At 42.1% G+C, this 25,963-nt stretch carries 13 protein-coding genes and 1 pseudogene; 12 read left to right on the top strand and 2 right to left on the bottom strand.

Annotated elements, in window-relative coordinates; all coding sequences use genetic code 11:
* Positions 1 to 137: 137 nt before the first annotated feature.
* From NI389_RS16880 to NI389_RS16895, 4 genes are all read left to right on the top strand, one after another.
* Positions 138 to 2,972, top strand: a complete 2,835-nt coding sequence (locus tag NI389_RS16880; protein WP_308360977.1) for a TonB-dependent receptor — start codon at positions 138 to 140, stop codon at positions 2,970 to 2,972.
* A gap of 498 nt (positions 2,973 to 3,470) precedes the next feature.
* The gene (locus NI389_RS16885) at positions 3,471 to 3,731 is read left to right on the top strand and encodes a hypothetical protein (RefSeq protein ID WP_308360978.1); all 261 of its coding nucleotides are present in this window, start codon (positions 3,471 to 3,473) and stop codon (positions 3,729 to 3,731) included.
* Between the two features lie 995 nt (positions 3,732 to 4,726).
* Complete coding sequence (locus tag NI389_RS16890) at positions 4,727 to 7,540, top strand: TonB-dependent receptor (protein ID WP_308360979.1); 2,814 nt, start codon at positions 4,727 to 4,729, stop codon at positions 7,538 to 7,540.
* A 58-nt stretch (positions 7,541 to 7,598) separates the two neighbouring features.
* Entirely contained in the window at positions 7,599 to 7,853 is a 255-nt protein-coding gene (locus NI389_RS16895) for a hypothetical protein (protein ID WP_308360980.1), read from the top strand.
* Between the two features lie 206 nt (positions 7,854 to 8,059).
* On the opposite strand, the gene NI389_RS16900 is transcribed toward NI389_RS16895, so the two are convergent.
* Positions 8,060 to 8,650 (bottom strand): TetR/AcrR family transcriptional regulator, encoded by a 591-nt coding sequence (locus NI389_RS16900; RefSeq protein ID WP_308360981.1) that lies wholly within the window; start codon positions 8,648 to 8,650, stop codon positions 8,060 to 8,062.
* 133 nt (positions 8,651 to 8,783) lie between these two features.
* Here NI389_RS16900 and NI389_RS16905 point away from each other — a divergent pair, with 133 nt between their 5' ends.
* From NI389_RS16905 to recD, 6 genes and pseudogenes are all read left to right on the top strand, one after another.
* Positions 8,784 to 9,821 (top strand): alkene reductase, encoded by a 1,038-nt coding sequence (locus NI389_RS16905; protein WP_308360982.1) that lies wholly within the window; start codon positions 8,784 to 8,786, stop codon positions 9,819 to 9,821.
* Positions 9,822 to 10,012: 191 nt separating this feature from the next.
* Positions 10,013 to 12,058, top strand: coding sequence for an EAL domain-containing protein (locus NI389_RS16910; protein WP_308360983.1), 2,046 nt, complete (start codon positions 10,013 to 10,015; stop codon positions 12,056 to 12,058).
* 179 nt (positions 12,059 to 12,237) lie between these two features.
* Positions 12,238 to 13,263 carry a GGDEF domain-containing protein gene (locus tag NI389_RS16915; RefSeq protein ID WP_308360984.1) on the top strand — a complete coding sequence of 342 codons (1,026 nt, stop codon included), beginning with the start codon at positions 12,238 to 12,240 and terminating at the stop codon, positions 13,261 to 13,263.
* Positions 13,264 to 13,329: 66 nt separating this feature from the next.
* Positions 13,330 to 16,595, top strand: a pseudogene (gene recC / locus NI389_RS16920) (exodeoxyribonuclease V subunit gamma).
* Positions 16,582 to 20,130: an exodeoxyribonuclease V subunit beta gene (gene recB, locus NI389_RS16925; RefSeq protein WP_308360985.1), complete on the top strand. Its 3,549-nt coding sequence runs from the start codon at positions 16,582 to 16,584 to the stop codon at positions 20,128 to 20,130. The pseudogene recC and the gene recB overlap by 14 nt, the downstream one beginning before the upstream one ends.
* 2 nt (positions 20,131 to 20,132) lie before the next feature.
* Complete coding sequence (gene recD, locus NI389_RS16930) at positions 20,133 to 22,022, top strand: exodeoxyribonuclease V subunit alpha (protein WP_308360986.1); 1,890 nt, start codon at positions 20,133 to 20,135, stop codon at positions 22,020 to 22,022.
* Positions 22,023 to 22,084: 62 nt separating this feature from the next.
* Here recD and NI389_RS16935 read toward each other — a convergent pair whose 3' ends face one another.
* A complete protein-coding gene (locus NI389_RS16935) occupies positions 22,085 to 23,371 on the bottom strand; it encodes an amidohydrolase (RefSeq protein WP_308360987.1) in 1,287 nt (428 codons plus the stop codon).
* Between the two features lie 1,084 nt (positions 23,372 to 24,455).
* On the opposite strand from NI389_RS16935, the gene NI389_RS16945 reads away from it, so the two are divergent.
* Both NI389_RS16945 and NI389_RS16950 read left to right on the top strand, forming a co-directional pair.
* Entirely contained in the window at positions 24,456 to 25,055 is a 600-nt protein-coding gene (locus NI389_RS16945; protein ID WP_308360988.1) for a hypothetical protein, read from the top strand.
* A 366-nt stretch (positions 25,056 to 25,421) separates the two neighbouring features.
* Entirely contained in the window at positions 25,422 to 25,934 is a 513-nt protein-coding gene (locus NI389_RS16950; protein WP_308360989.1) for an Mpo1 family 2-hydroxy fatty acid dioxygenase, read from the top strand.
* The last annotated feature ends 29 nt before the right edge of the window (positions 25,935 to 25,963 follow it).

The raw sequence follows: 25,963 nt of genomic DNA on the forward strand, positions 1-25,963 counted from the left end.
TATAACTAAATAGTGTTGACCTGATGTTGTTAATTTGTTTAGTATTTCGTTTGTCTGGTTTCTATTGTGTAAGCAATAGGTACTAACAAAGCTAAATATTATTAAAAAACCACAGCTAGTGGCCCAGGGAGAAATAAATGTTAAACAATAAAATTACAAAAGCAGTTCGCTTAGCGATCGCTTTTGGTGCGGCTTCTACCGCAATGGTATCTGCAAGTGCTGCAGCACAAGGTGCCGAAGAAGAAAAGGTAGAGCGTATTGAAGTAACAGGTTCTGCAATCAAACGTACTGATTTAGAAGGTTCACTACCAGTTCAAGTTATCGGTGCAGCTGACATTGCAAAAACTGGTGTTACTAACGTAACTGATCTAATCCAACAACTTCCTGCAATGCAAGGTTTCACTACATCTGCTGATTCAGTAGGTGGCGGTGGTGGTGGTATCTCTACTGCTTCAATCCACGATATCGGTGAATCTTACACGCTTGTACTACTAAACGGTCGCCGTATTGCACCTGCAACGTCAGGCGGTACTGTTAACCTTAACGTAATCCCTGTTTCTGCTATCAAGCAAGTTGAGGTTCTAACGGATGGTGCATCTGCACTTTACGGTTCTGACGCTATTGCTGGTGTTGTTAACTTCATTCTTAAAGACAACGTTGATGTAACGACTATCTCAGCTCGTTACGACCGTCCACAAGAAGACGGTGGTTCTACGTTAACTTTCAACGTGTCTACTGGTTTTGGTGATTTAGACCGTGACGGTTTCTCTTTAACTGCTGCATTCACTCATGAAGACCAAGAGCAATTAAAAGCAAAACAACGTAAATTTGGTCAAACTGGTATCCTAAGCTTTGAACACCCAGATTTTGCTGACCCACTTTATTTCTTCAACGGTTCAGGTAACGCTATTCCAGGTAACGCGCGTATCCGTTACCAAACACGTAACGCTGCTGGTGAGCTAGTTTCAACTCAAACTACTTACAACCCATATGCAAACAAAACGGGTGCTTGTGCACAAGACACATCTGCAATCGGTGCTGCATGTTGGTTTGACTACACGTCTACAATCGAACTAGTACCTGAAAACAAATTGGACAGCGTTGTACTAAACGGTTTGTTCAACGTTGCTGACGACGTAACTGGTTTTGCTACTGCAATGTACACAAAAACAGCAATGACAGCGCGTATTGCTCCGTACCCAACAGGTTTCTTCAACCTTGATATGAGCTCTGATCTTGTTAAGAATGAAGTTCTTGCTAACCTACCATCAGGTATGACTGCAGAAGAAATCGCGTCTATTGACCGTGTTCAGGCTCAATGGCGTTCACTTCCTGCTGGTAACCGTACAACTGAGTACGAAACAACTGCGACACATATCGTAGCAGGTCTTCGTGGTCTAACTGGCGAAATCGATTGGGAAGGTGCGTTCACGTACTCTGTGAGCGATCAAGATCAAAACTACCCAACAGGTTGGTTATTACTTGACGAGTTCTTAGACGTTATCGGTACTGGTGCGGTTAACGTATTTGTTCCTAACGAAGAACTTGACGATGCAAGCCGTCAAGCGCTAGCTCCAGCTATCTACCACGGTAACTGGGAAAATACAAAGATCACGATGAAAGGCGCGGATTTCAAAGGTTCAATGCCAGTATTTGATCTTCCAGGTGGTCTTGCTTACGTAGCTGCTGGTGTTGATTACCGTGATTACACGTATGAAAACTCACTATCTGAAGCAAACCAAGAAGCTAGACTACTATTCTTAGAAGCTGGTACTTCATACGATCTGCAACGTTCACAAATGGGTATCTTCGCAGAACTTGATATGCCAGTTATCGATGACGTAACAGTGAACATCGCTGGTCGTTACGATGATTTCTCAGGCGTAGATGCTGCTCAAGTTGGTAACTACACTGGTGAAGTTGGTGAAATCAGTAAAGGTGACAGCGACTTCACATACAAGTTGAGTGCTCGTTGGCAGGCAACTGAAGACCTATTACTACGTGCTTCATACGGTACAGGCTTCAAAGCACCTTCACTACTTGCAATCGCACGTCCACAAGTTGATTTCGGTGTAACAAGTGGTAACTATGTATGTCCATTCAGCCCATCAGACGCGCTATATCAAGCATGTCCTGATAAGCAAGGTGGCCGCGTACAGTACGGTGTATACCAAAAAGGTAACACAAACCTGAAATTCGAAACGTCTAAGCAATCAACTGTTGGTATCGTTTTCGCGCCATCTACTGGCTTCGGTATCACACTTGATTACTGGCAAGTAGAAATGGAAGATCGCGTTACTCAGTTAACTGAAGACCAAATCTTCGCAGATCCAGTTCGTTACCGCGAACTATTTACTACACGTACAAATGCTGCAACGGGTGACCAAGAATTGGCTATCATCCAATCTTCAGCTAACGTAGGTAGTGCAAAATACTCAGGTGTTGACTGGAGTGTTGATTTGACTAACGACCTATCGTTCGGTCAATTGAAGACTCGTTGGTCTGGTACTTACACAATCGAAAGTACATATACTCGTCCAGGTACAACTGACGACTGGATCACTAGCTTAGGCCGTTTTGGTGACGACCAAGAAGTTACATTCCGTTTGACTCAACAAATTTCTTCTACGTTGAGCCACGGTGACTTCGCTCACACTGTACGTCTAAACTATAAGTCTGGCTACCAAGACCAATTCCAATCAGCTGATGACTGTGCGGTTTCATTGGTTGACGCGTTTGGTGACTGTGTAAGCGTACAACTACGTGTACCTTCTTACACGCTAATGGATTATCAAACAGTTTATAACTTCGACGATAACACAACAGTTACGTTCGGTATTAACAACCTGTTAGATAAGCAACCGCCAATGTCACTACGTACAGGTGGTGCTGGTCACCAAGTTGGTTTCGACCCACGTTATGCTGATGTATACGGTCGTACATTCTACCTACAAGCTGATTACAGATTCTAATCACTTGAGTTAGAAGTTTACCGAAAAGGGCCAGCAAAGCTGGCCTTTTTTATTGTTTAGGCTTTATCGCTGAGTTGCATTTTACTTAGCTACCCCTCTTGAGGGAATCCCTGCCTGAAATACAACAATGACAACTTGTTTCAATTCGATAGCCTGAACTCTATGTAATAGAAGGGCTCTCTGTTGAGATAACTAAAGTGAATATTGAAGCAATAACAGTCAGTTTCTAGCCGAAATAGGCTGGTTGTTCAAATATAAATATCGTTAACGGTCTGCTCTTCTAAAATGTTAAGCATAATCTCGTGATCGCGAAAATTTAGACGATTTTTGTACTAATTTTAGCGCGTACCTTTATTGGTTAACTTTTGTTGACTTTCTGTTTCACTGGCGTAGTATGAATTTGTTGCTAATTTTGGAATTGGTAATGTTTAGGGATTGCAAGGCCGACATTTTTAACTCAGGTCTTGAGTGAAATGAATACAAGTAAGGATAAAAATAATGAAATTGAAAACTTTGTTCACTGCTCTAAGTTTGTGTGCTTTAGCGGGTTGTGCGTCCACAGAGTCGGCACAATCTGAAGTAGAAGGCAAAGAAGCCAATACGCAGATGGCTGATAACGATGTTGTTTGTGAGTCACGTGCCTCAGTCGGTTCTCACATGAAAAAGCGAGTTTGTAAGACACGAGCTCAGATGAAAAAGGACGAGGAGGAAGCTGCTCGTTATATGAAAAGTGAACGCCGGACAGTCAACGGTAATTAATTTGCATTCAAAAGAGGGGGCTGAAGCCTCCTTTTTTTGTTGAGAATATTGTGTGGCGTGGTCCTTGTCACTTCATATTGTAAACGTTGGGTTTGCATCTAACCCCAAAACCTACTCAATCCTTCGTCAAATCAGTGATCTCATTTCTTTCCATTCAGCGATTGGATTCGTTTAGCACTTTACGTTTCTAGCTATGTGTAGGAAGACGACATCTAATAGAACAGTGTCAAATTGCTACACAAACGTCACTCTTGAATAAGCCACATTTGTTAATAAAAAGCTTAGCAGGTACATATTTCATTCTGCGAGATCATTGGTTCTTAAAAGAAGCGACTTTCAAGGTGTTACACCCACTCATTAAATCGAATTTTGCCTTGCACTCTTCCATTGGTAGGAATAGCGCTTGATCATAATGTATTAATTTTATTGTCTTTATGGCTGGCTGTTGAGTTTGGTTCGCAAAATTTAATGTGATTGATGATTAGAGGTGTTAGTCCGTGATAAGTACTCTTTGCGTGTAATATTAATGTAAATATAAGTCATTGGATATAAACAGAACGTGTTACTTCTGAGGGTTGTGTGTACTCAAATTGTTTATATAATAAATTACCTAAATAAGGGGTAAACTAATTTTTTACAGTAAATAAACCTATGTTAAATTCATATTGTTGATGATTCTGCATGTATCTAAAAGTGGGTCATAATGATCTTGATATGTTAAATAATATGGTTTGTTTCTTTTTTGTATCCTTGTTAATGGCGTGTGCTTGTTGTTCAAAAGCTGTATTTACAATGGGTTATAAATGAAAAGTTGTTGTGTGTGGGTGATTAATTATATTTTTTATGGTTGTTGACTGTGGAGTGTGTTCGGGTTTAGTATCGGTTTCGCTCGTGAATAAATTAATAAAATTGTTTTTCTTCTAGCTGGGGTAAAACACTAAGCGGGTTTTAATAATATTTAATTACTATAACGTAATTATTCAGGGAGATAATTAATGTTAAACAACCAAGTATCTAAAGCGGTACGTTTGGCACTTATGTTTGGTGCAGCGTCTGCTTCAGTAGCTTCAATGTCAGCATTCGCTGCTGACGAAGCTGAAAAAGTTGAACGTATTGAAGTAACAGGTTCAAGTATCAAAGGTACGGACCTTGCAGGTGCGCTTCCAATCAGTGTTATCAGTTCAGACGACATCAAAAAAACAGGTGTAGTAAGCGTTCCTGAATTGATTTCTCAAATTCCATCAATGCAAGGTTTTACTACGCCAGCTAACTCTGTTGGCGGCGGCGGTGCCGGTACTGCGACTGCGAACTTGCGTTCAATCGGTGACGGTTACACGCTAGTGCTTTTAAATGGTCGTCGTCTAGCTCCATTAGGGTCTGGTAGTTCTGTTGACTTAAACAGTATTCCAATTGCGGCTGTAGAACGCGTTGAAGTATTAACTGATGGTGCATCAGCACTATATGGCTCAGATGCAATCGCTGGTGTTATTAACTTCATTCTTAAGAAAGAAGTAAGTGAAACAACAGTTTCAGTTCGCACGGATCAACCTCGCGGTGGCGCAGAGTCATATTCTGCAAGCCTTACGACAGGTTTTGGCGATTATGATGCAGATGGTTTTAGCCTTGTTGCATCACTTAGCTATGACGAGCGTTCTGCACTTAAATCAACAGCGCGTGAATTTGCTAAAACTGGTTTCCTTGAGTTTGAATATGATGGTCAAAACTATTATGACATCAATGGTTCTTCAAACGCGATTCCAGCGAACGCGTTCGTTGACTACAAAACGACAGTTGATGGTAAAGAAGTATCTAAGCTAGCTCAGTTAAACCCTTACTTACAAAAAAATGGTCAATGCGCTGAACACAATGCGACTTTGAACAGCCCGCTGTGTTCATACGACTTCACTAGTACATTAGAAATTTACCCAGAATATGACCGTAAGTCTTTCGTTTTACAAGGTGAATTCAAAGTAAACGACGATATTAAAGCGTTTGCATCAGCACTTTATACTGATTACACAACAACGCCACGTATTGCACCGAACCCGACTGGTTTTATCAACATTCCACTAGATAGCGTACTTTACACTAACTATGTAAAACCATACTTAACTGAAGAGCAAGCTGCAAACGCAACACGATTCCGTGCTACATGGCGCGCACTTCCAGGTGGTAATCGCTCAACTGAATACAATACAGAAACGTACAACACAATTCTTGGATTGGACGGTGTGTTATTCGATACAATCGACTTTAATACAGCAGTTGTCTATTCAAAAGGAACTCGTACAGCAGACGTTAAAAACGGCTACTTCTACGCGGATAAGTTTGTTGACGCTATCAGCAGCGGTCGTGTAAATATCTTCCTTACACCAGAAGAATTTGCTCAAGATCAAGCGAGTATCGATGCATTAGAAGCAGCACAATGGCGTCACAACGATAACGTAACAGTGACCGAAAACTTGTCTTTCGATATTCGTGCTTCTCAGCCTATCTTTGAATTACCAGCAGGTGATGCATACATTGGTTACGGTGTTGAATACCGCAATAATACTTATTCACTAACTCGTTCAGCAGAAAATGTTGCTGACACGCAGTTCGGTGATGGCGGCGGTGATTTCGATTATGAATTAGAACGCTCAAGCTACGGCGCTTTCGCTGAACTTCAAATTCCAATTCTTGAGAATTTAAGCATGAATGCGGCACTACGTTATGACAGCATCGGTGGTGTTGAAGATAACTTGACTAGTGCTGGTAAAGTAAACGAAGACGAGTCAGACACGACATACAAAGTTAGCTTACGTTACGAAGCAACGGAAGATTTAGTATTCCGTGCCTCTTATGGTACAGGCTTTAAAGCTGCAACAATGACTGAAATTGCTCGTCCATTATCAGCGTGGGGCGTAACATCAGATAATTACAATTGTCCTGTTCCATCAAGTGACCCTCGTGCTCAGTACTGTCCACCAGATAATATGCAATATGATGTATATTTACTTGGTAATAAAGATCTGAAGCCAGAGACGTCGAAGCAACACTCAATTGGTTTTGTCTACTCACCATCGACAGAGTTGTCTCTTGAATTAGACTACTGGAAAGTAGAGATTGAAGACATGGTACAGACGCCGGACGAAGCGTTTATGTTCCAAAATCGTGAACTGTTTGACAAGTTCTTTGTTGTTAAGCCGGACCGTTCTGACTCTACATCACAAACTCTTGCGCTTGTTCAAGGTTCAATCAACATCGGTAAGTCTATTACTGCTGGTTATGACTGGAAAGTAACCTACCGTAACGATTTCGATTTAGGTACTCTTAAAACAACGGTTCAAGGTACATACATCGATGAGCAAGAATACACCGTTGGTGGCGTACTTCCATTCGAGTGGGCAACGAGCTTAGGCCGTTACGGCGTTGATAATGCGGTTGTATTCCGTAACATTATTAATATCCAAAACGTGTTCTCGCACGGTGATTTTTCTCACACACTACGTTGGAAGTATAAATCAGGTTGGACAGACGCTGAGAAATCTGTTGGTGTTGGTTCTATTGCATTCCCATACTACAACAAAGATGGAAGCCTTGCGTCTACAACAATTCAACGTAGCGTCCCATCACATGCGACGGTTGACTACAAGTTGGATTACACGGGTATTGAAAGCGCGACTATCTCTGTTGGTGTGAACAATATCTTTGATAAAGAGCCACCATTGTCACTTGGCGACCCTGCTGGTCACTTAGTTGGTTATGAAGGCCGTTACTATGACCAATTCTTAAGAACATTCTACGTAAACGCAGAATACACTTTCTAAGAATTGATTTAATAAATAGGCTGCATTGCAGCCTATTTTTTGAAAAGGAGATATTTCGATGAAAAAAACGACAATTCTATTAGCTATGTTGAGTGTAAGCGTCTTAGCTAGCTGCGCTAACACAAAAAAAACAGCGTCAGTTAAATCGGATCAAGGATTTCGATGTGAAAAGCAATCAAGCCTTGGTACAACCATTCCTTCAAAATTATGTTCAACTAAGAAACAACGAGATGAAGCACGCGAAGCTTCTAAAGAAGCGCTCAGGCAGTCTCAAAGTACAATTCTAACCGAGCAAGTGTCCGGCAGTAATTAAGCGAAAATGATTCACCCTCACGGTTAACTCAATTTTGATTTAGTCTAGAAGTCTAAAATAAAAAAAGTAGATTTTTCAATTTGAAAATAACTAGTGTTGGGTAAATTTGCCGCACAGAGAGAGCATCGCTCTCTTTTAACGTTTCTACGCCGGTCGTATCTGCAATTTAATGATTTATTTTTTCGGCAACACACTCGTGCTTCAACTTAACAAGGTGTTTGAAACACATAACCCACAAGCTGATCCGCAAGTTCTGACAAACATTCTACATTTGGATTGGTATACGCGTACGTTCTTAAACCGTGTATCCCCATCGTTAAAAAACGAGACTTGGCGGTAACATTTGTCGTCTCAGGCAATTCACCAAGTTCTACCGCTTTTTCGATGAGCGCCGTGATTGATTCTTCAAATTGGTGCATATTTTTTGAAAGAATGCTGCTGACCTCATCATCCTGACCGTCAAGTTCAGACAATGTTTTTGTCAATAAACACACTTTTGTACATTCTTCTTGAGTACAGTCAAACACGATAGTCGACAAAAACGCCTTCAAACCTTCTTTGATGGATGTAAACTGCTCGAAATGCAATTGCATTTTTTCACGTTTGTCTATCTGGTATTGCTCGATTGATGCGAGAAGTAGTCCTTTTTTATTCTTGAATGCACAATAAATGGAACCTGGGTGCAGACCGGTCGCTTCCGTTAATTTCTGCATGCTGGTTTTGGCATAGCCAAATTGCATGAATGTCATCATTGCTTGACGCAGCACAAAAGTTCTGTCGAATTCCGCGGTTCTCATTTCTCAATTGTGATTTGAAGTTTAACTTATGGACATCATAACCAAAGTTGATTGCTTATTCAAAAAAAGAACTTGAATGAGTATTCAAAATAAAATATCTTGAACGTACATTCAATAAAGAAGTCCGAGTATTATGAATACACTGTTTCAAAAATTTAAATTAAACGAATCAATTGAACTACAAAACCATATTCTGATGGCTCCGCTTACCCGATGTATGGCTGATGACAATCTAGTGCCAACGGAAGCAATGGCTGAATATTACGCAAGAAGAGCGGACGCTGGTCTTATTATCAGTGAAGCCATTATCATTCGTCCAGATGGACAGGGCTATCCAAACACGCCAGGCTTGTTTTCAGCCGCTCAAGTCGAGGGTTGGAAAAAGGTTACAGCGGCTGTACATGAAAAGGGCGGAAAGATTTTCGCTCAACTTTGGCACGTTGGACGGGTAGCACATCCGTATTTCTTTGGTGGTGATGTCATTGCTCCATCTGCAATCGGTGTGGAAGGAACAGTTCCGCGTATGCGAGAGTTACAGTATGTCACACCAAAAGCTGCAACGGTTGAAGAAATTAAACAGTTAGTTGCTGATTATTCAACGGCCGCAAAAAACGCAATCGAAGCAGGGTTCGATGGGGTAGAGATTCACGGTGCGAATGGTTATTTAATTGATCAGTTCCTACATCATGCTTCCAACGTACGTGTTGATCAGTATGGTGGTTCACCTGAAAATATGGCGCGATTCGCTTTAGAAGTCGTAGATGCAGTGACGTCTGCGATTGGGCATGATCGCGTCGCACTTAGATTGTCGCCTGGCGCGTACTTTAATATGCCGGCGGATAAGCAAGATAGAGAAGTATTTGATTATCTGATTGCGCAATTAAACAATGTGAAATTAGCTTACCTGCATGTCGGTATCTTCGACGACGGTATGGAGTTTGATTACTTAGATGGCCGAGTTTCAGATTACATGCGTAAAGTTTATAACGGGACATTGGTTGGTGTTGGTGGATTCACCATTGAGTCTGGGGCGAAAGCGATTGAAGATAAACGTTTTGATCTTGTCGCAATCGGGCGTCCATTTATTGCAAACCCAGACCTAGTAGCAAAAGCAAAACGTGGCGATGAACTGGTTGCTTACTCTGATGAGATGCTCGCTTCATTGGTTTAATAATAAAGTTGTAAATTTTTTGCTATAACGTTCTAGCAGTTATTATACTGAACACAAGCATGGATGATTTTTGAACACGGATGTATCGCTTGTAATTTAACTTAGCGATGTCTTTGCGTTGAATGGGGCGAAATTGTTTTTTTGCTATGACATTAAGTGTTCAGAGGTAATAGCTGTATGAGCGTTGTCCATTGAAAAAGTTCATCCGTTCAATTTTTAGTGCGGTAGACCAATTTCTTAAGAGCCGTTTTATACTCTCCGTCCGTGAAGCCTTCATAGCTTTACTTCCTTATTTCGTCAGTAGTGCGGTTGCCATTCTTCTCCTCAATACGGTTACAGCATTTGGCTGGTATCAGAGCGACAGTGGATTCGTCTCACGGGTAAAGCAGGGGGCTGAGCTCATACTCGCTTTATTTCCCGTAATGGTGAGCTTTTCTCTTGGTTTTTTTCTGTCCAAGAACTATGGAACGAGTGGCATCGTTGGTGGGCTGTTAGCACTTTTGTGTTTCGCAATACATGGGCATTTTGTCACGGAATTCGACGGGAATTTTATTGTCAACGATCAAGGTGCAAGCGCCTATTCAATTGTGATCCCTATTTTAAGCAGCTTGCAACTTAAAGCATTGTTAAAGTGGTCACCGAAGTTTCCAATTTGGCTTGGTAGTGTTAGTCCATTTCTTAAAGAAAAGTTGTTGTTGCTTCTACCTTTCTCGCTCGTTTTCTTTAGTTTTTTCCTCTGGTTGCCACTACTTGATTTATTTGGCTCGTATATCGCAGCGGGATTGCAATCGTTAATGAAAGATTCAAGCGTCGTTGAATTGACCGCACAGCGTATGTTACTTTCTCATGCCTTCTGGTTTGTCGGTGTGCACGGCGACAATACGTATAATTTACTCTTTGACAGTCGTTTTTTAACGGAAGATTTGTTGCCAGGGATAAGCGCAAAAACGTTCTATGATACCTTTGTGTTAATTGGAGGAACAGGGTGTTTTGTGGGGTTGGTCTTAGCCGCGATGTTATTGCCCAAAAGATCACATGAAAGGCACATTGCCTTTTTATCAATTCCTTTCAGTGTGTTTAACTTCTGCGAAATTATTCTCTATGGACTGCCTATTTTTCTAAATCCAATTCTAATGATTCCCTTTTTTCTGACACCCATCTGTAATTTCGTGGTCGCTTACTGGGTTTTGGAGGCTGGGTGGATCCCTTTTAATGACATCGAAATGAGTTGGATGACACCGACACTCGTAAACGGTTGGATTGTGGGAAATAGTTGGCACGCAGTTGCTTTGCAGGGCTTTTTAATACTGGTTAACACAGCCATTTATTACCCATTCCTGAGTTGGCATCATAATCGAGTGAATTACCAGCAGTCGTTGGAACAACTATCAGAGCAGCTCGCGTTAACGGATGCATTCAATATGCAACAGGAGTCAAAGTATATCGCAAGACAATCAGAGCAAGGGCACATTAATAAGGAGATTCGCGAGGTTATTACGGAACTTTCTCGTGGGACCTTAATGTTGTATTACCAGCCACAAGTGTACAGTACAACAACCACTTGCTGTGGATTTGAAGCGTTATTACGGCTAAAAACCAAAGACGGTAAAGTAGTAGGGCCGTATTTTCTGGATGTTCTCGGTGCTCACCATCAGTCAGTGTTAATTGACTTATGGGTCATTGACACCGCAGCAAAAGATTTAGAACGTTTTCAACAGCTCGGCCTGCAACCTTGTATTAGCATTAATCTGCACCCTGATAGTCTGCTAAAAGACGACATCGTAAATCGTATAATACGCCGCTTTAAACGTTACCCTAAACAGCTCATTATTGAAGTAGTCGAATCGAGTTATTTAAGTGATAGGGTTAATTTTATCCATCATATAGAGATGTTACGTGAACATTTTATAGAAACAGCACTGGATGATTTTGGTTCTGGTTATTCAAGTTTGTCTATGCTGGCTGATTTACCGGTGAGTCTAGTGAAATTGGACAAACAATTCCTCGATAGATGTGACTCAAGCTCAGGCTGTACCCTATATAGTAATGTTGTTAAATTACTCCATGATCAAGGACATCGGCTTGTTGCTGAAGGAGTTGAAAGTCACAAACAATACGAATACGTAAAAAGTCTCGGTATAGAAAAGATCCAAGGGTGGTATTTTGAGAAAGCGCTACCGCTAAATGAAGCGATTGATTTCATTAATCGGGATTCAGGGAGTATAGTTAGGGAATAATGAAGAACATTAGCACGATGCTCTTATGCATGGTGTGAAGCTGTTGGCTTGTTCACCCGTCTTGAGCCATAGCATTGTTGCAACAATAATTCGTGGACGAATGTCGTTTGTTATACACATAAATGATAAAGTCCTTGGCTATAAAGCTTATAAATCCGTGCCTTATGCGGTAGGTCACTATGCAAGAAGAACTACTTAACTCTGTTATTAAGATAACCAAAAATCGCGATATTGACTCGTTAGAATACAGCTTGATATCAACGATTCAGGAATTTATTGGCTGCGATGAAATTTCTGTTTTTAAAGACTTGCAGGTGCCAGGAGAGCTTACCGTCGAACTCAGTTTATCGTTAAAGTTGATTGGTAAAAGTGAGTTTGAGTGGGGTGAGCGTACGTTAATTAAAAATCCGCCCCCTGAGCTTCTGAGTTGCTTACAAAGCGCCTGTATTATCACTGTACAATCTAATGATGGAGTCGAGCGTAGATGGGTACCCATCAATCTACACGACAAGCCTGTTGGTGCGATTGCGATTGTCAGTTCAGGACTTAAAAGCAGTGATCAAGTGCTGCTCAATGCCTTTTGTCGTATTTTTGAAAACTACCTTACGATTCTAAATGAAAACGAACGTGATAAATTAACCGGCTTACTTAATCGCCAAACGTTTGAAAGCAAACTTAAACAGTTGATCGAAAAACAAGTACTTAAACAGCACCGTGGTGTTTGGAATGATGACAACCGCAAAAAGCAGCAGGCAGCCTGTTCTTGGCTTGCTATCATGGATATCGACCATTTCAAACGGGTGAACGATACTTATGGACATGTCTGTGGTGATGAAGTTTTGTTGTTACTTGCACAAAAAATGAAACAGTATTTCAGAGCAACCGATCTGTTGTTCCGTTTTGGTGGTGAGGAATTCGTCTTGGTTTTTGAGCCAACCAGTTATGAGGCGATTAAAGCCAAAATGGAAGGGTTTATGGAGCTTATCCGAACTACACATTTTCCTTTTGTTAAAGCGCTTACGGTAAGTGTTGGCATGTCACCAATCAGCCCTTACGATTTCCCAATTACCGTCCTTGAGAATGCGGACAAAGCGCTTTATTACGCCAAAGATCACGGTCGTGATCAGTTAAGATTTTATGATGAATTAGTGGCTGAGGAATTAATACAATCGAATCAAGAGCAGTCTGACATCGACTTGTTTTAAACCGCTACCGTCTTAACCGTAAATTGCTTACACTAATGCCAAGTATAAAAAAGCTTGGCACACAACATGTTGCGTATTATTCAGTCAAACCGAATGGAGGCGTTGCAAACTCAGTTCAACGCCGTCATTAAGCATGCACCCTTAGATTCGTTATTTAAAAAAGAAATTGTGCTTGTTCAATCTCCGGGTATGTCGCAGTGGCTGAAAATAGGTCTGTGTGAAGACCTTGGTGTCGCAGCGCAAATTGATTTTCCGCTTCCTTCAAGCTTTATTTGGCGTCTTTATCAACAATTACTGGAAAATATTCCTGCCGAATCGGCATTTAATAAACCGAACTTAGCTTGGAAAATTTGCGCTATTTTACCTGCATGTTTATCGGACCCCTTTATGAGCCGCTTGCGCGTTATTTAGAAGACGACCAAGATGGTTTGAAGTCGTTCATGTTAAGTGAAAAAATCGCGGACGTGTTTGACCAATACCTAATGTACCGTCCGAATTGGTTAGAGAGCTGGGAAAGTGGTATTGATGAGTTAAATGATACCGATGTTGAAAGCGCGCCGTGGCAACCCGATCTATGGCGCAAATTGGTTTCCCACACCGACAAACTTGGACAGAGCCCATGGCATCGAGCAAACATGCATAAGAGTTTACTCGATGCGATTGCATCAGCCCCGTTAGCGAAACTCCCAGAGCGGATCAGTGTTTTCGGTATTTCAGCGTTGCCTCCAAGCCAACTGGAAATTATTAATCAACTCGCAAGTCGTATTGACGTTTTGCTGTATTTTTTTAATCCCTCAGATTCGTATTGGGGCGATTTGGTTGACGAAAAAACACAGGCGAAGATCAAAGCGAAGTACGCAAAGATGCCGAATCTCGCAGAGGGAATTGACGAGTATTTTCAAGTCGGTAATCCGCTTTTAGGCTCTTGGGGTAAACTTGGCAAAGAGTATTTAGAACAACTTTTGACACTGGATGCGACCTGGCTAGATAGGTTTGTTGCTGATTTTGATAATGGACTATTAGGTCATGTACAACGGGAAATCTATGAATTGGCATTCAAAGGCCAATCGATAGGACAAGAGCCTGATTGGTATGTTTCAGATGTAGGTCGATTTGAAATAAAGAAAGGTGATAGTTCTATCCAAGTGCAAGACTGTCATACACCGCTTCGTGAAGTGGAAATACTTCACGATTATTTGTTGTCCTGTTTAGAACAAGACTCTACGCTGACACCAAAAGACATCATAGTGATGATGCCAAACGTCGGGACTTACAGCCCTTACATTGAAGCGGTCTTTGGCGGAGCAGGTGGTAAACGCAGTATTCCATATGCAATTGCGGATCTTTCTTTGGAGCAAGAAAAACCAATTTTGCAGTCCTTTTTACAGCTAGTGAATTTACCATTTAGTCGCTTTAAACGGTCCGAAATTATGGACCTTCTATCTGTAGAGCCAATTGCACAGCAATTTTGTATCGAGCAAGAAGAATTTGAACAGCTGAATGTGTGGCTAGACCGTGCGGCAGTTAAATGGGGTATTGATGGCCAACATAAACAAGAATTTGAGTTACCAGAGCTTGAGTTGAATACGTGGCAATTGGGACTTAACAAACTACTCCTTGGTTATGCGATGGCAGACGAAACGGTTGAGTTTAATGGTGTCTTTGGCCTTGATGAAGTTGAAGGCATGTCAGTTAACACGCTCAGCAAACTCATTGCATTCGTCGACGCACTTGTTGAGGCGAAAAATGGGCTGGCACTTGAAGCTTCTCTTGCCGAGAAAGCACAAGTCCTACTTGGGATCGTAAGTGTTTTTTATCATCCAGACTCGGAATCGAGTTGGGATATTCTACAAATTCAACAGGTAATTGATAGCCTAGAAGGGCACTACAGTAATCGTGATTATGTCGATGCAATTTCGCCAAAAGTGTTAACTTATTTAGTACAGCAAGGCCTTAATGAAAAAGGAGTAGGCCAACGGTTTTTAATCGGCTCAGTGAACTTCTGTACGCTCATGCCTATGCGGGCAGTTCCCTTTAAAGTCGTGTGCTTGCTTGGTATGAATGATCAAGATTATCCTCGTCAAGTCCAACCCATAGGCTTTGACTTGGTTGCGAAGTCCATTCGACAAAAAGGTGACCGATCACGAAAATTAGATGATCGATACTTATTCTTGGAAGCTTTGTTAAGTGCAAGAGACAAGTTTTATATTAGTTTTAACGGTCGTTCTTGTTTTAATAACGAGCCTCAAGTGCCTTCAGTGCTTGTCAGCGAGCTATTAGAATACATAGACAGAGCGTTCTATGTTGAGCTGGAGGCCAAATCTGTCAGTGAATGTATTTGGAAGCAAGCTCCGCTTCAACCTTTTAATGCGTTGCACTACCAACAAGGCGAATTTCATAGTTATAACCCAACATGGCTTGTAACTCATGATCAAAGTGAAAATGAAGCAGAGCAATTAAATCAAGTGTTATCGGACATTGTCTTGCCTCAACTAGAAGTTACCCAACTTATCCGTGGGGTGTTAAACCCTCAGGCGTTGTTTTATCAACAAACATTGGGTGTTCGCTTGCAACAAATTGAGGATTTAGAGGGTGATGATGAGCCATTTTCGTTAGATGCATTGTCGCGGTACCAATACCTGAGCGAATACCTCGAATATATGCTTGAAGGAGAACACGTTGATGACGAACAATGGTTACAACGAGGTGCACTGCCACAGTCGAACGTTGGCAAGTTGCAACTCAACACAATGCATCAACGAGTTGAACGCCAAGCCAACTTTCTCAAACCTTTGCTCGCAGACCCTAAAGAACCAGTTGAAGTAACGTTATCTATAGAGGGCGTTGAATTGCAAGGGTGGCTGTCTTCACTTTACGAACGTCAGCAGGTGTTCTATCGGAGTGCATCCATCAAAGCGAAAGACCTCATTGCTGGATTTATTTGGCATTGTGTTGCTTGTGGTCTAAATGAAGCCGTGACGACGAGTGTAGTGGGATTGGATGAACGCGCTGAATTTAAACCATTGGCCGCAAAAGACGCCATGCTCGAATTAACCCGTTGGCTTACATTTTATTTGTCTGCGATGAAAACGCCGAAGCCGTTTTTTCCGACCTCGTCATTGATCTTCGCACAATCGGAAGACATGGGAAAAGCAATGCAGAAATATCAAGGTGGTCAATACATTGGTCGCGGAGATTGCGAAGACCCCTATGTGAGGTTGTGTTTTGGTGAGGTGCTGCAAGCCTATGAAAGCGAGTTTATTGAACTTGCAAATGATCTATTGAAACCGATTCTTGCTGTCTGTGAGGTGATTGAACATGAGAGTGCTTAATCCGTCTACTATGCCGCTTACCGGCCACGCGCTCATCGAAGCCAGTGCAGGCACCGGAAAGACTTACACCATTACTGGGTTGTATCTGCGTTATTTACTGGGCATGTACGGCGTAACTGGAGAGAGTGCAGAGCCACTTCCGATTGATAAAATTTTAGTTGTGACGTTTACCGATGCCGCAACCCAAGAGATTAAAGACCGAGTTAGAAAGCGTATTGTTGATGCACGAGACGCGCTCATCGGTGCGCCAGTTAAAGATGCGCTGATCCATGAGATTTTGTCGCGCATAGAGAATAAGCATACCGCCTTTGACTTACTGGATGCGGCTGCGAAAAGTATGGATGAAGCGGCCATCTTTACGATTCATGGTTTCTGCCAAAGAATGTTGAAACAGCATGCTTTTGAGTCCAATCTTGCGTTTAATCAGCAATTTATCTTGGATCAACGAGAACTAATTGAGCAAGCGGTTCATGATTACTGGCGTCAGTTTGTGTACCCGTTAGATTTGGAAAAAACGAAAACCATTCTTGATGTTTTCGCAACCCCTGCCCAATTGTTAAAAGCGGTAGCACCTTTCATCAGTAACACTTCAGTTGTACTTGAGCCAGTAGTGACGTTGTCAGAAGTCCTCGCGGCGAAAACAACTTATCAAAATGACGTTATTGATTTTAAAGAAGCCCTCGTTGAACAAGGCTTCATTGAAGCGATTGAAGCATCGGACATTAGCGGAAATAAACCGCCTAAACACAAAGCTAATCTGAGTGCTTTAAAGACATACATTACCAGCACTGATTGGTGGTTTGAGTTTGGCTCAAGCAACAAATCATTTGAAACGTGGTCAACGGAGAGTGTTTCTCAGCCAGAAATCTATAAGAAAAATGGGCAACCATTTCACCATCCACTGACTGCACAATTTGATCATTTAGCAAAGTTACACCATATCGTTAAATATCAGCTACCGATTGCGATTATGCAAGAATCACTCGCGGCTATCCGCGAGAAGCTTATCAGCCACAAAGAAAAATTCGGGATCTTAACACCAGATGATTTGTTAACAAGATTGCATTCTGCACTTCATGGTATGCTTGGCGAGGCACTGGCAAAAAATATTGCTGGACAATACCCCGTTGCACTTATTGATGAGTTTCAAGATACCGACCCCATTCAATATGGCATATTTAACACTATCTACAACTCAAGCGTGGAAATTAATGACTTGCCACAATTGACGATGATAGGCGACCCCAAACAAGCAATTTATGGTTTTCGCGGTGCGGATATTTTCACCTACATCACTGCGAAGCACACCGTTGATGTGGAAAGGCAATTTACACTTGCGAAAAATTTCCGGTCCGATAAAGCCGTTGTGGATGCCGTTAATGCAGTTTTTACACAGCATGAAAACAGCTTCATTTTTAACCGTGATATTCCTTTTCAAAAAGTAGATGCACAAGGAAAATCGGAGTCTGATACCTTGACCATCGAAGGACAAAAACCTTCGCCTTTGGCCTTTAATGTATTATGTGATGACCAGGATGTCACATCTAAGAGTTCAGCTATACCCCAATTAGCTGAAGCATTTTCGGCAGACATCGCTGCTTTGTTAAATAAAGCGAAGCATGGTCATGCTCGAATTGGTGACAAGGTTATTGAAGCAAGCGACATTTGTGTCTTGGTTCGCGATAGGCAGGAAGCCAGTGCAATGAAGCAGGCTCTGTCGGCGGTTGGCGTCAGTAGTGTCTTTCTCTCTAGAGACAGTGTATTCAAGCAACCAATTGCTCGGGATTTGTATCACTTTGTTTCGGTACTACACGGTAAATATGACGAAGGACTGATCAGAGGTGTGTTAGCTGGCCCGTTATTTGGTCTAACTCATCAGGCACTTTACAATCTCCAACAAGACGAGCGTGCTTGGCAACATTACTTAGATAGATTCTTTTTGCTAAGAAAGTCGTGGGACAGGCAAGGGGCCATGGCGATGTTGGAATTATTATTGGTCGACAATGCGCTCCCTCGACTTTGGGCTACCCGAGGTTTCAATGTGGAACGAATACTGACGGATTATAGACACCTAGCAGAACTCCTTCAGCAAAAACAGCTAGAACTGGAAGGAACACATCGAGTTATACGATGGCTTAATCAACAGCTTGCAGATACGGCTAACGACGGCATGCAGTTACGCTTAGAAAGTGACGCGGACTTAGTTAAAATTATAACGATGCATGCATCGAAAGGGCTAGAATATCCAATTGTTTACTTACCTTTTGCAACAAGCTACCGCGAAACTGATGAAGCGAAGTTCCACAAAGATGGCAAGACTTTCGTTGACCTTCAGAAATCAGACGCGGCATTAGCCGCTGCACAAAAAGAGCGTTTGGCAGAAGACATTCGACTTTTATACGTTGCGCTAACGCGAGCTGTGCACCATTGTTCAATCGGACTGTTTAACGTCGGTATGGGACGCAGTAAAAAATTAGCGATAACCTCTACAGCGCTTGGTTTTGTGTTGTTTGGAGCCAGAGAATTTTCTGCGGCAGATGAATGGCATCAGGCGTTAGGCACCATCATCAAAGAGCAGGGCCTAACGCTGCGTTTGTTGAAGGGGGAAATCGACGCGGTCGCGTTACCGGCTGAAACGAGAAGCAAAATGCCTCTAACCGTAAGGGAATTTGTCGGTCAGGTTGAACGAAACTGGCGCTCAACCAGTTTCAGTCAACTGACGTATCACACCAGCTCGGATGAAAGGCCCATAGGAGCGATCGATGAAAATCATCTGCTGGATTTACCCACTCAAGTTGACGACGCATTATCAAGTTACAACTTTCCTAAAGGTGCCAAAGCAGGTAGTTGCCTGCATGAAATTTTCGAGCTAATTGATTTTAACGCACCGAATACACCGAGTGGCGAAAAAATCACCTTAAGTGAAGCCGTAGAAAAGAGTCTTACTAAATATTCAATTGAGGATAAATGGCAAGAAACGACCTGTAAATGGGTCACACAGTGCTTGAACGCCACATTGCTTGTTGACGGTGAGCAGTCGCTTTCGCTGCAAAAACTTACGATGGCACAGTGTTTAGTTGAGATGGAGTTTCATCTGCCATTGAAGCCACTTACCGCGTTGAAACTCAATCAGCTTTTAACTCGGATCACAGGGCATTCGGCGTATCTTCATTTTGATGAGGTACAGGGTCTGCTAAAAGGGTTTATTGATTTGATTTTCGAATGGCAAGGGCGCTATTTTGTATTGGATTATAAATCAAATTATTTGGGAGACAGCCCTGATGACTATGATTTTGAAAATCTTCAAACCGCGATGAATAGTCACCAATATCATCTGCAATACATCATTTATACAGTGGCTCTCCACCGCTTACTTAAATTTCGAGTGGCAAACTATGACCCTGACATTCATTTAGGGGGTTCACTCTACTTGTTTTTACGAGCGTTGCCGGATAACCAAGGAATTTACTTCAATCGACTCACAAACTCAGATTTGGCCGAATTTGACGCATTATTTGTTGAGGGGGAAGATTAAAAATGTCCATGCAAGTTGGTTTTGATTTCGAAGCACGTGAAGTGGATGTCGCTCAATTTACCAAGCACCTCTTGACGATCGGAAAAGTAAGGCACAGTGATGTAAAACTAGCAAAGATGGTCGCCTTTGATAACGACGCCGTCTATTTCTTAGTTTTGTTGCTGCTCATTGCTGAGCAACAACAGCATACCTGTTTAGACTTGCGCCTTATTGACTGGACGAACCCTTTCGGATTGAGAGATAGGGATCAGACCATTGATTTTCCGCTTGATGTTATTGCTATTAAGGGCGCGGATGACGCAGTCGATTTACTCGAAAAACACCCGGCGATAGGTGAGCATAAACCGCTTTCCCTCTTTGGTTCAAAGCTCTATCTCTCGAGGCAGGCTCGTTACGAATCAACGCTTAGTCAGCGCTTTCTTGAAATGGCGAATCGTCAAGTCAAAGTGGATACGGAACAACTGAAAAGGTTATTGGCTGAGTACTTTCCAAAACAAAGCGATGAAATAGATTGGCAAAAAGTCGCATGTGCAAATGCGGTTTTAAATGGCTTCTCCATTATTACCGGAGGCCCAGGAACTGGAAAAACGACCACTGTTACAAAATTATTGGCGATTTTACAGTCTTTATATCAAGGTGCACCACTTAGCATAAAGCTGGTGGCACCGACAGGTAAAGCGGCAGCTAGGTTAAGCGAGTCGATAAAATCGGCCAAACATAAATTAGCACTGCCAGAGATGTTGTCTACGCAGATCCCAGAAGATGGGCAGACGCTTCATCGTTTACTGGGCGTCATTCCTTTTTCAAATAAATTTAGACACAATGAATCCAACCCTTTGCACTTAGACGTGTTGATCGTCGATGAAGCGTCTATGGTTGATTTATCGTTGATGGCAAAATTGGTAAAGGCGTTGCCAAAAGGCGCGCGCTTAATTTTGTTGGGAGATAAAGACCAGCTTGCGTCGGTTGATACTGGCTGTGTGTTGGGTGATTTGTGTCAAAAGCTAACGTTAGGCGCAACACCCAGTTATTCGTCGCAACACCGACTCCAACTAGAGAACTTATGCGAAGCGGTATTTTCGACTGAAGTGAGTGAGCAAGATGACTTTAAGCTTCGAGATTCCTTGTCGTTCTTGCAAAAAAGTCACCGCTTCAATGAGCAAAGTGGCATTGGTCAGCTGGCACTTGCGGTTAACAGAAATGACTCTAGGCACCTAGATTGGGTCTTGGCACAAGGCTTTGAGGACATCCAACTAGAAAACTTGTCTCAGCAAAGTTACACAAATCTTATTCTTGGTTCAGCAAAGCGCTACGCACAGTATTTAACCGCGATAGCTCAGAGTGAAAAGCCCATCAAGGTTCACGAATTGTTTAACCAATATCGTTTGTTATGTGCAGTGCGAGAAGGCGCGTATGGTGCAAACGAGTTGAACTTTAAGATAGAACAGGCGCTAGTTCAACAAGGGTTGATATTGCGAACAGGGCGGTTTTATTTGGGTATGCCAATCATGATCACACACAACGATTACCAACTTAAATTGTTTAATGGTGATATTGGTATACTGATGTTAGATGACGATGGCGAGCTTAAAGCAAGCTTTATCGACGACGCAGGTGAAACGCGTTTCTTCTATCCTGCACGGTTACCTCAATTTGAGTTGGCCTACGTGATGACGATACATAAGTCACAAGGTTCTGAGTTCCCACATACTGCAATACTGCTTCCTCCTATGCAAAAAGCGCAACAGGGGATCAACCGACAACTCGTCTACACAGGTATTACGCGAGCGAAGAATAAACTCGAATTAGTTGCCCAGCCTGAAGTATTAAAACTGGCAATGCGCAAATCGGTGCAGCGGAGTTCTGGACTCTATGAACGTTTGATTGGTTAATTGATAAAGGATAGGCGGGCACAGGTGGCTATGTGCCCACTTTTTTACTTGGGAATGGGTTGTTATTTTAGGTAATCCACTGCAATTTGTGTCAAAGTGCGTACGCCGACTTGAAGCGCTGGCTCATCAACATAAAAACGCGGTGAATGGTTGCTTGCTGATTTATCCAACGGTGTGTCTTTTGGCGTCACCCCGAGAAAGAAAAAAAGTCCTGGTGTCTCCAAGGCATAATAAGAAAAATCTTCAGCGCCAGTGACGAGAGGAACTTCCATGACGTTTTCATCACCGGCTACACGTTTTACCGATGGGATCATTTTTGCGGTCAGAGTAGGATCGTTTACTGTTACTGGATAGCCATGCTTAATTTTAACCTCTGCCGTTGCGCCTTGCGATTTAGCCACTGTTTCAGCCGTAAACACGAGCTTTTCTTTGATGTCGGCCCGCATATCTTGGTCGAAACTGCGGATAGTGCCAATTAGCGAGACGTCGTCAGGAATAATGTTCGATCGGATCCCGCCATTTATTGCCCCAAAGGACACTACCGATGGAGCTTTGGTCACATCAACCTGTCGAGAGGCGATGGTTTGTGTTGCCATAATGACTTGTGCGGCGGTAACAATAGGATCTACACCATTCCATGGGCGTGAACCATGCGTTTGTTTTCCATGAATGGTCATCTCGAAAGAATCTTCACTCGCCATGAGAGGGCCACTCCGGTAACCGATTTGCCCAGAATGTAGGCGGTTGGTGACGTGCAATCCAAAAACGGCTTCAGGCTTGATGTCCTTGAATAGACCTTGTTTGAGCATTAATGCTGCGCCACCTTCTTCACCTTCTGGTGCCCCTTCTTCAGCCGGTTGGAAAATAAACATTACATTCCCAGCGAGCTGATCTTTCATGGTGGTTAATTGATGCGCTACGCCAAGTAATATAGCGACGTGGTTATCGTGTCCACAAGCATGCATAACACCCACTGTTTGACCTCGATATGTTGCGGTTTGTTTCGACGCAAAGGGTAGGTCGACTTGCTCTGTGACGGGTAATGCATCCATATCGGCTCGAAAAGCGATAGTCGGGCCGGGTTTTGTCCCCTTTAATATTGCGACAACACCGGTATGTGCTATGCCAGTTTGAACCTCTAAACCTAGCGCTTCGAGGTAATCTGAAATCGTTTGACTGGTTTTAAATTCACGGTTACTCAGCTCTGGAAACTCGTGAAAATGTCTCCGCCAGTCGATCACTTTTTGCTGTAAATCGGCGGAAATGGAAACGGCTGAATTCTGTTGTGCCGAGACTGACAGTGTACTAAGAGCAAGAACTAGAGATAAAGAGAGTGTTGATAAGCGCATTGTGCTTCCTTTTTCTTTTTAGCCTATGGTGCAATCGAAAACCATGAAAGAAATTTGCGTTAAACCGTCGTAACTTTGAGTCAATCTAAGCGAATTCATTTAGAAAACGCCAAAATACAAGTTTGGTTTGTGTCGATTTCAAATAGTGTCGCCAATATTTACACTGTCTAATTCCTGCGGGTCGATGCGACAAGGGGGCTGGTAAACGATAGACAAACGCGACTGATTCCCCGACAAAGGACTCGCGCGTATTTAGAGGTAAGATACTTGCGACACTGTATGCAAGAACAAGGACATTGTGTAAATCATCACGCGGAAAGAGTGGTGCATGTATAGCAATGCATGCTAGTAGTATAGTCCTTAGCTGCTGAGCAATTTAGCGCGGTATGCACGAGTCCAACCCACGTCCCAAAGCGAAGTGAAACCGTCAGCTTTACCGAATTGGACCTGTAAGGTCTGTGGATACGTGGGATTGAGTTTGAAATTGATGTTCACCGCACAAAGGCACAATCAAAAGGACGCAATGGCAGATATCCGACAGAGTTAGCCGCGTAAACGAGACTGGCGCGTAAATGGCTATTAACTATTCACTCGAAATCGGCATACTACTTATCCGAAACAAGTAACGGAATTACTATTGGGAACGAAAATTTAGCTTTTTTATTTACCGAAATTGACGAAATGCTTAGTACATTTGAAGAACTCGAAAAGTTAAAGTGGGATTGATAAAACGTGACAAGACCATAATGATGGCGCGTTGGGCAGTAAAAGCTTGGATGTGGTTAAATATCAGAATCAAGAAATCAAAGTAGAAGAAATTAGTCGGCCGATGTGTGAAGCGACTTTAGCGGAGGAAATTCGCCCTAAATGAACGGGTTTAGCATCTCGTTGTTCTTCACAATAAGCGACTACAACGAACGCTTTATGAGTATCTAAGGCGATAAAAAGTATGCTATGTTTATTCAGACTAGCCCCTGCTGTTTAGTTATTTGACAAACTAATTATGGCCTTGGCTTTTTAGCTATCCCACGAAAATGCGGAGTCTGGCACCGTCTGGGAGTCATTATATCTAAAGGAAAATCCGATGCCCGAACAAGAAATCACGCGATTTACAGACTCTCTGTCTTTGGCTATTGAGAAATTATATAAAACTGGCGGTTTCGCATTAGCTTTTGGATTTTCGGGTATAGTCCTAATTCTCGGGGCAAATATATTTGGGCACGATCACGCGATATGGATAATTGCACTAGGTGCTATTCTTACATTTATATGTCTAGGCTTTTTTCTTTATACAACTTTAAGAGGTAATAAAGAGATCACAAAATCGATTAAAGACAATAAAGAAGCTGTGGATGCTGTTCAAGATATATCTCTTCAGTTAACAAAGCTCACAAATACTGCCCAAGCCTACAGCTTCAAAAATATAGAAAAGATAAATAAAACTCTTGAAATTGCCATACCTCAACTTAAGCCAGTTCCATTTTTGGGCGATAAAATAGAAGAATACGGCTTAAATAAAGTAGGCTCAATTTCTAAACTCATCGTAGAGAACTCAGAAAAAGTTGAGAATATTGTTTCTGATATTGAACAGGCACTTATAAATGCAGATCATAGGAAATTAAAGACTTACTCTAAAGACTTGGCCGACCTAGTTTCTTCAATGAAACAACAACTAAAACAATAAAACATAATTGGATAGCCGGAGTCGGAGGTATCTAGCCTCCAGTCCCCACATCACCCATCATGTGAGTCCGTAATGGGCGGCTCATCGCCCGTCATAAATATTGATCCAGATATCCCTGAACGACACTAAATCTTGTGAAGCCAAATAGTCATTTCTTTGCACAATGTTAATTCCTTTTGTTTATTTTATGTTTAAGAACAAAACGGTATTCGATGATGAACGTTTTTTAAAAAAAAGATTGTATCCAACGTTATTCTGATTTCACAGTATGTGTAACGAGCGTCTTGATTAGATTTACGACGATTGACTTTTAAGGTTGGACGTGTTTTAACCTTATTTTAAAGTAACTACTCTAAGAACAAAAATATGAAAACGTTGGTTGAACAGCTCAGTCAGTACGCACGGTATCATCGTGATAAAAGAAACATCGCGACCCATTTTATCGGTATTCCGCTTATTGTGATTGCCGTGATGTATTTGCTTTATTTCCCCGTGTTGGCGGTTGATTCAGTCACCATCACCGCAACGTTAGTCGTGATAGCCTTATCACTTGCTTACTATATATTGCTCAGTCTATCACTTGGTTTCGCGATGGCCATTGCATTTGCTGCGATGTATGCGATTGTTTGTTATTCAGCACCTTATCTCGTTTCTTTTACAGATTATGGTATGTCGATTACAGGCGTTGTGTTGTTCGTGGTGGGTTGGATATTTCAATTTGTGGGTCATTATTACGAGGGGAAAAAGCCTGCATTTGTTGATGACTTGATTGGGCTTGCTATTGGTCCACTTTTTGTGATGGCTGAATTCTTGTTTGTCTTAGGATTACACAAAGCACTGGAAGAAGACATTATTCGCGAAGCAGGTGAATACCGTTAGATTCAGTCAAGCTAAGCAAGGTTTGAAAA

It is taken from the genome of Pseudoalteromonas xiamenensis (genome assembly GCF_030994125.1).
Lineage (GTDB): Bacteria > Pseudomonadota > Gammaproteobacteria > Enterobacterales > Alteromonadaceae > Pseudoalteromonas > Pseudoalteromonas xiamenensis_B.

Coding starts and splice junctions, on each gene's coding strand:
- NI389_RS16915 (WP_308360984.1), top strand. CDS start 12,238: ATGCAAGAAGAACTACTTAACTCTGTTATTAAGATAACCAAAAATCGC.
- NI389_RS16945 (WP_308360988.1), top strand. CDS start 24,456: ATGCCCGAACAAGAAATCACGCGATTTACAGACTCTCTGTCTTTGGCT.
- NI389_RS16885 (WP_308360978.1), top strand. CDS start 3,471: ATGAAATTGAAAACTTTGTTCACTGCTCTAAGTTTGTGTGCTTTAGCG.
- NI389_RS16895 (WP_308360980.1), top strand. CDS start 7,599: ATGAAAAAAACGACAATTCTATTAGCTATGTTGAGTGTAAGCGTCTTA.
- NI389_RS16950 (WP_308360989.1), top strand. CDS start 25,422: ATGAAAACGTTGGTTGAACAGCTCAGTCAGTACGCACGGTATCATCGT.
- recB (WP_308360985.1), top strand. CDS start 16,582: ATGAGAGTGCTTAATCCGTCTACTATGCCGCTTACCGGCCACGCGCTC.
- NI389_RS16905 (WP_308360982.1), top strand. CDS start 8,784: ATGAATACACTGTTTCAAAAATTTAAATTAAACGAATCAATTGAACTA.
- NI389_RS16935 (WP_308360987.1), bottom strand. CDS start 23,371: ATGCGCTTATCAACACTCTCTTTATCTCTAGTTCTTGCTCTTAGTACA.
- NI389_RS16890 (WP_308360979.1), top strand. CDS start 4,727: ATGTTAAACAACCAAGTATCTAAAGCGGTACGTTTGGCACTTATGTTT.
- NI389_RS16900 (WP_308360981.1), bottom strand. CDS start 8,650: ATGAGAACCGCGGAATTCGACAGAACTTTTGTGCTGCGTCAAGCAATG.
- NI389_RS16880 (WP_308360977.1), top strand. CDS start 138: ATGTTAAACAATAAAATTACAAAAGCAGTTCGCTTAGCGATCGCTTTT.
- recD (WP_308360986.1), top strand. CDS start 20,133: ATGTCCATGCAAGTTGGTTTTGATTTCGAAGCACGTGAAGTGGATGTC.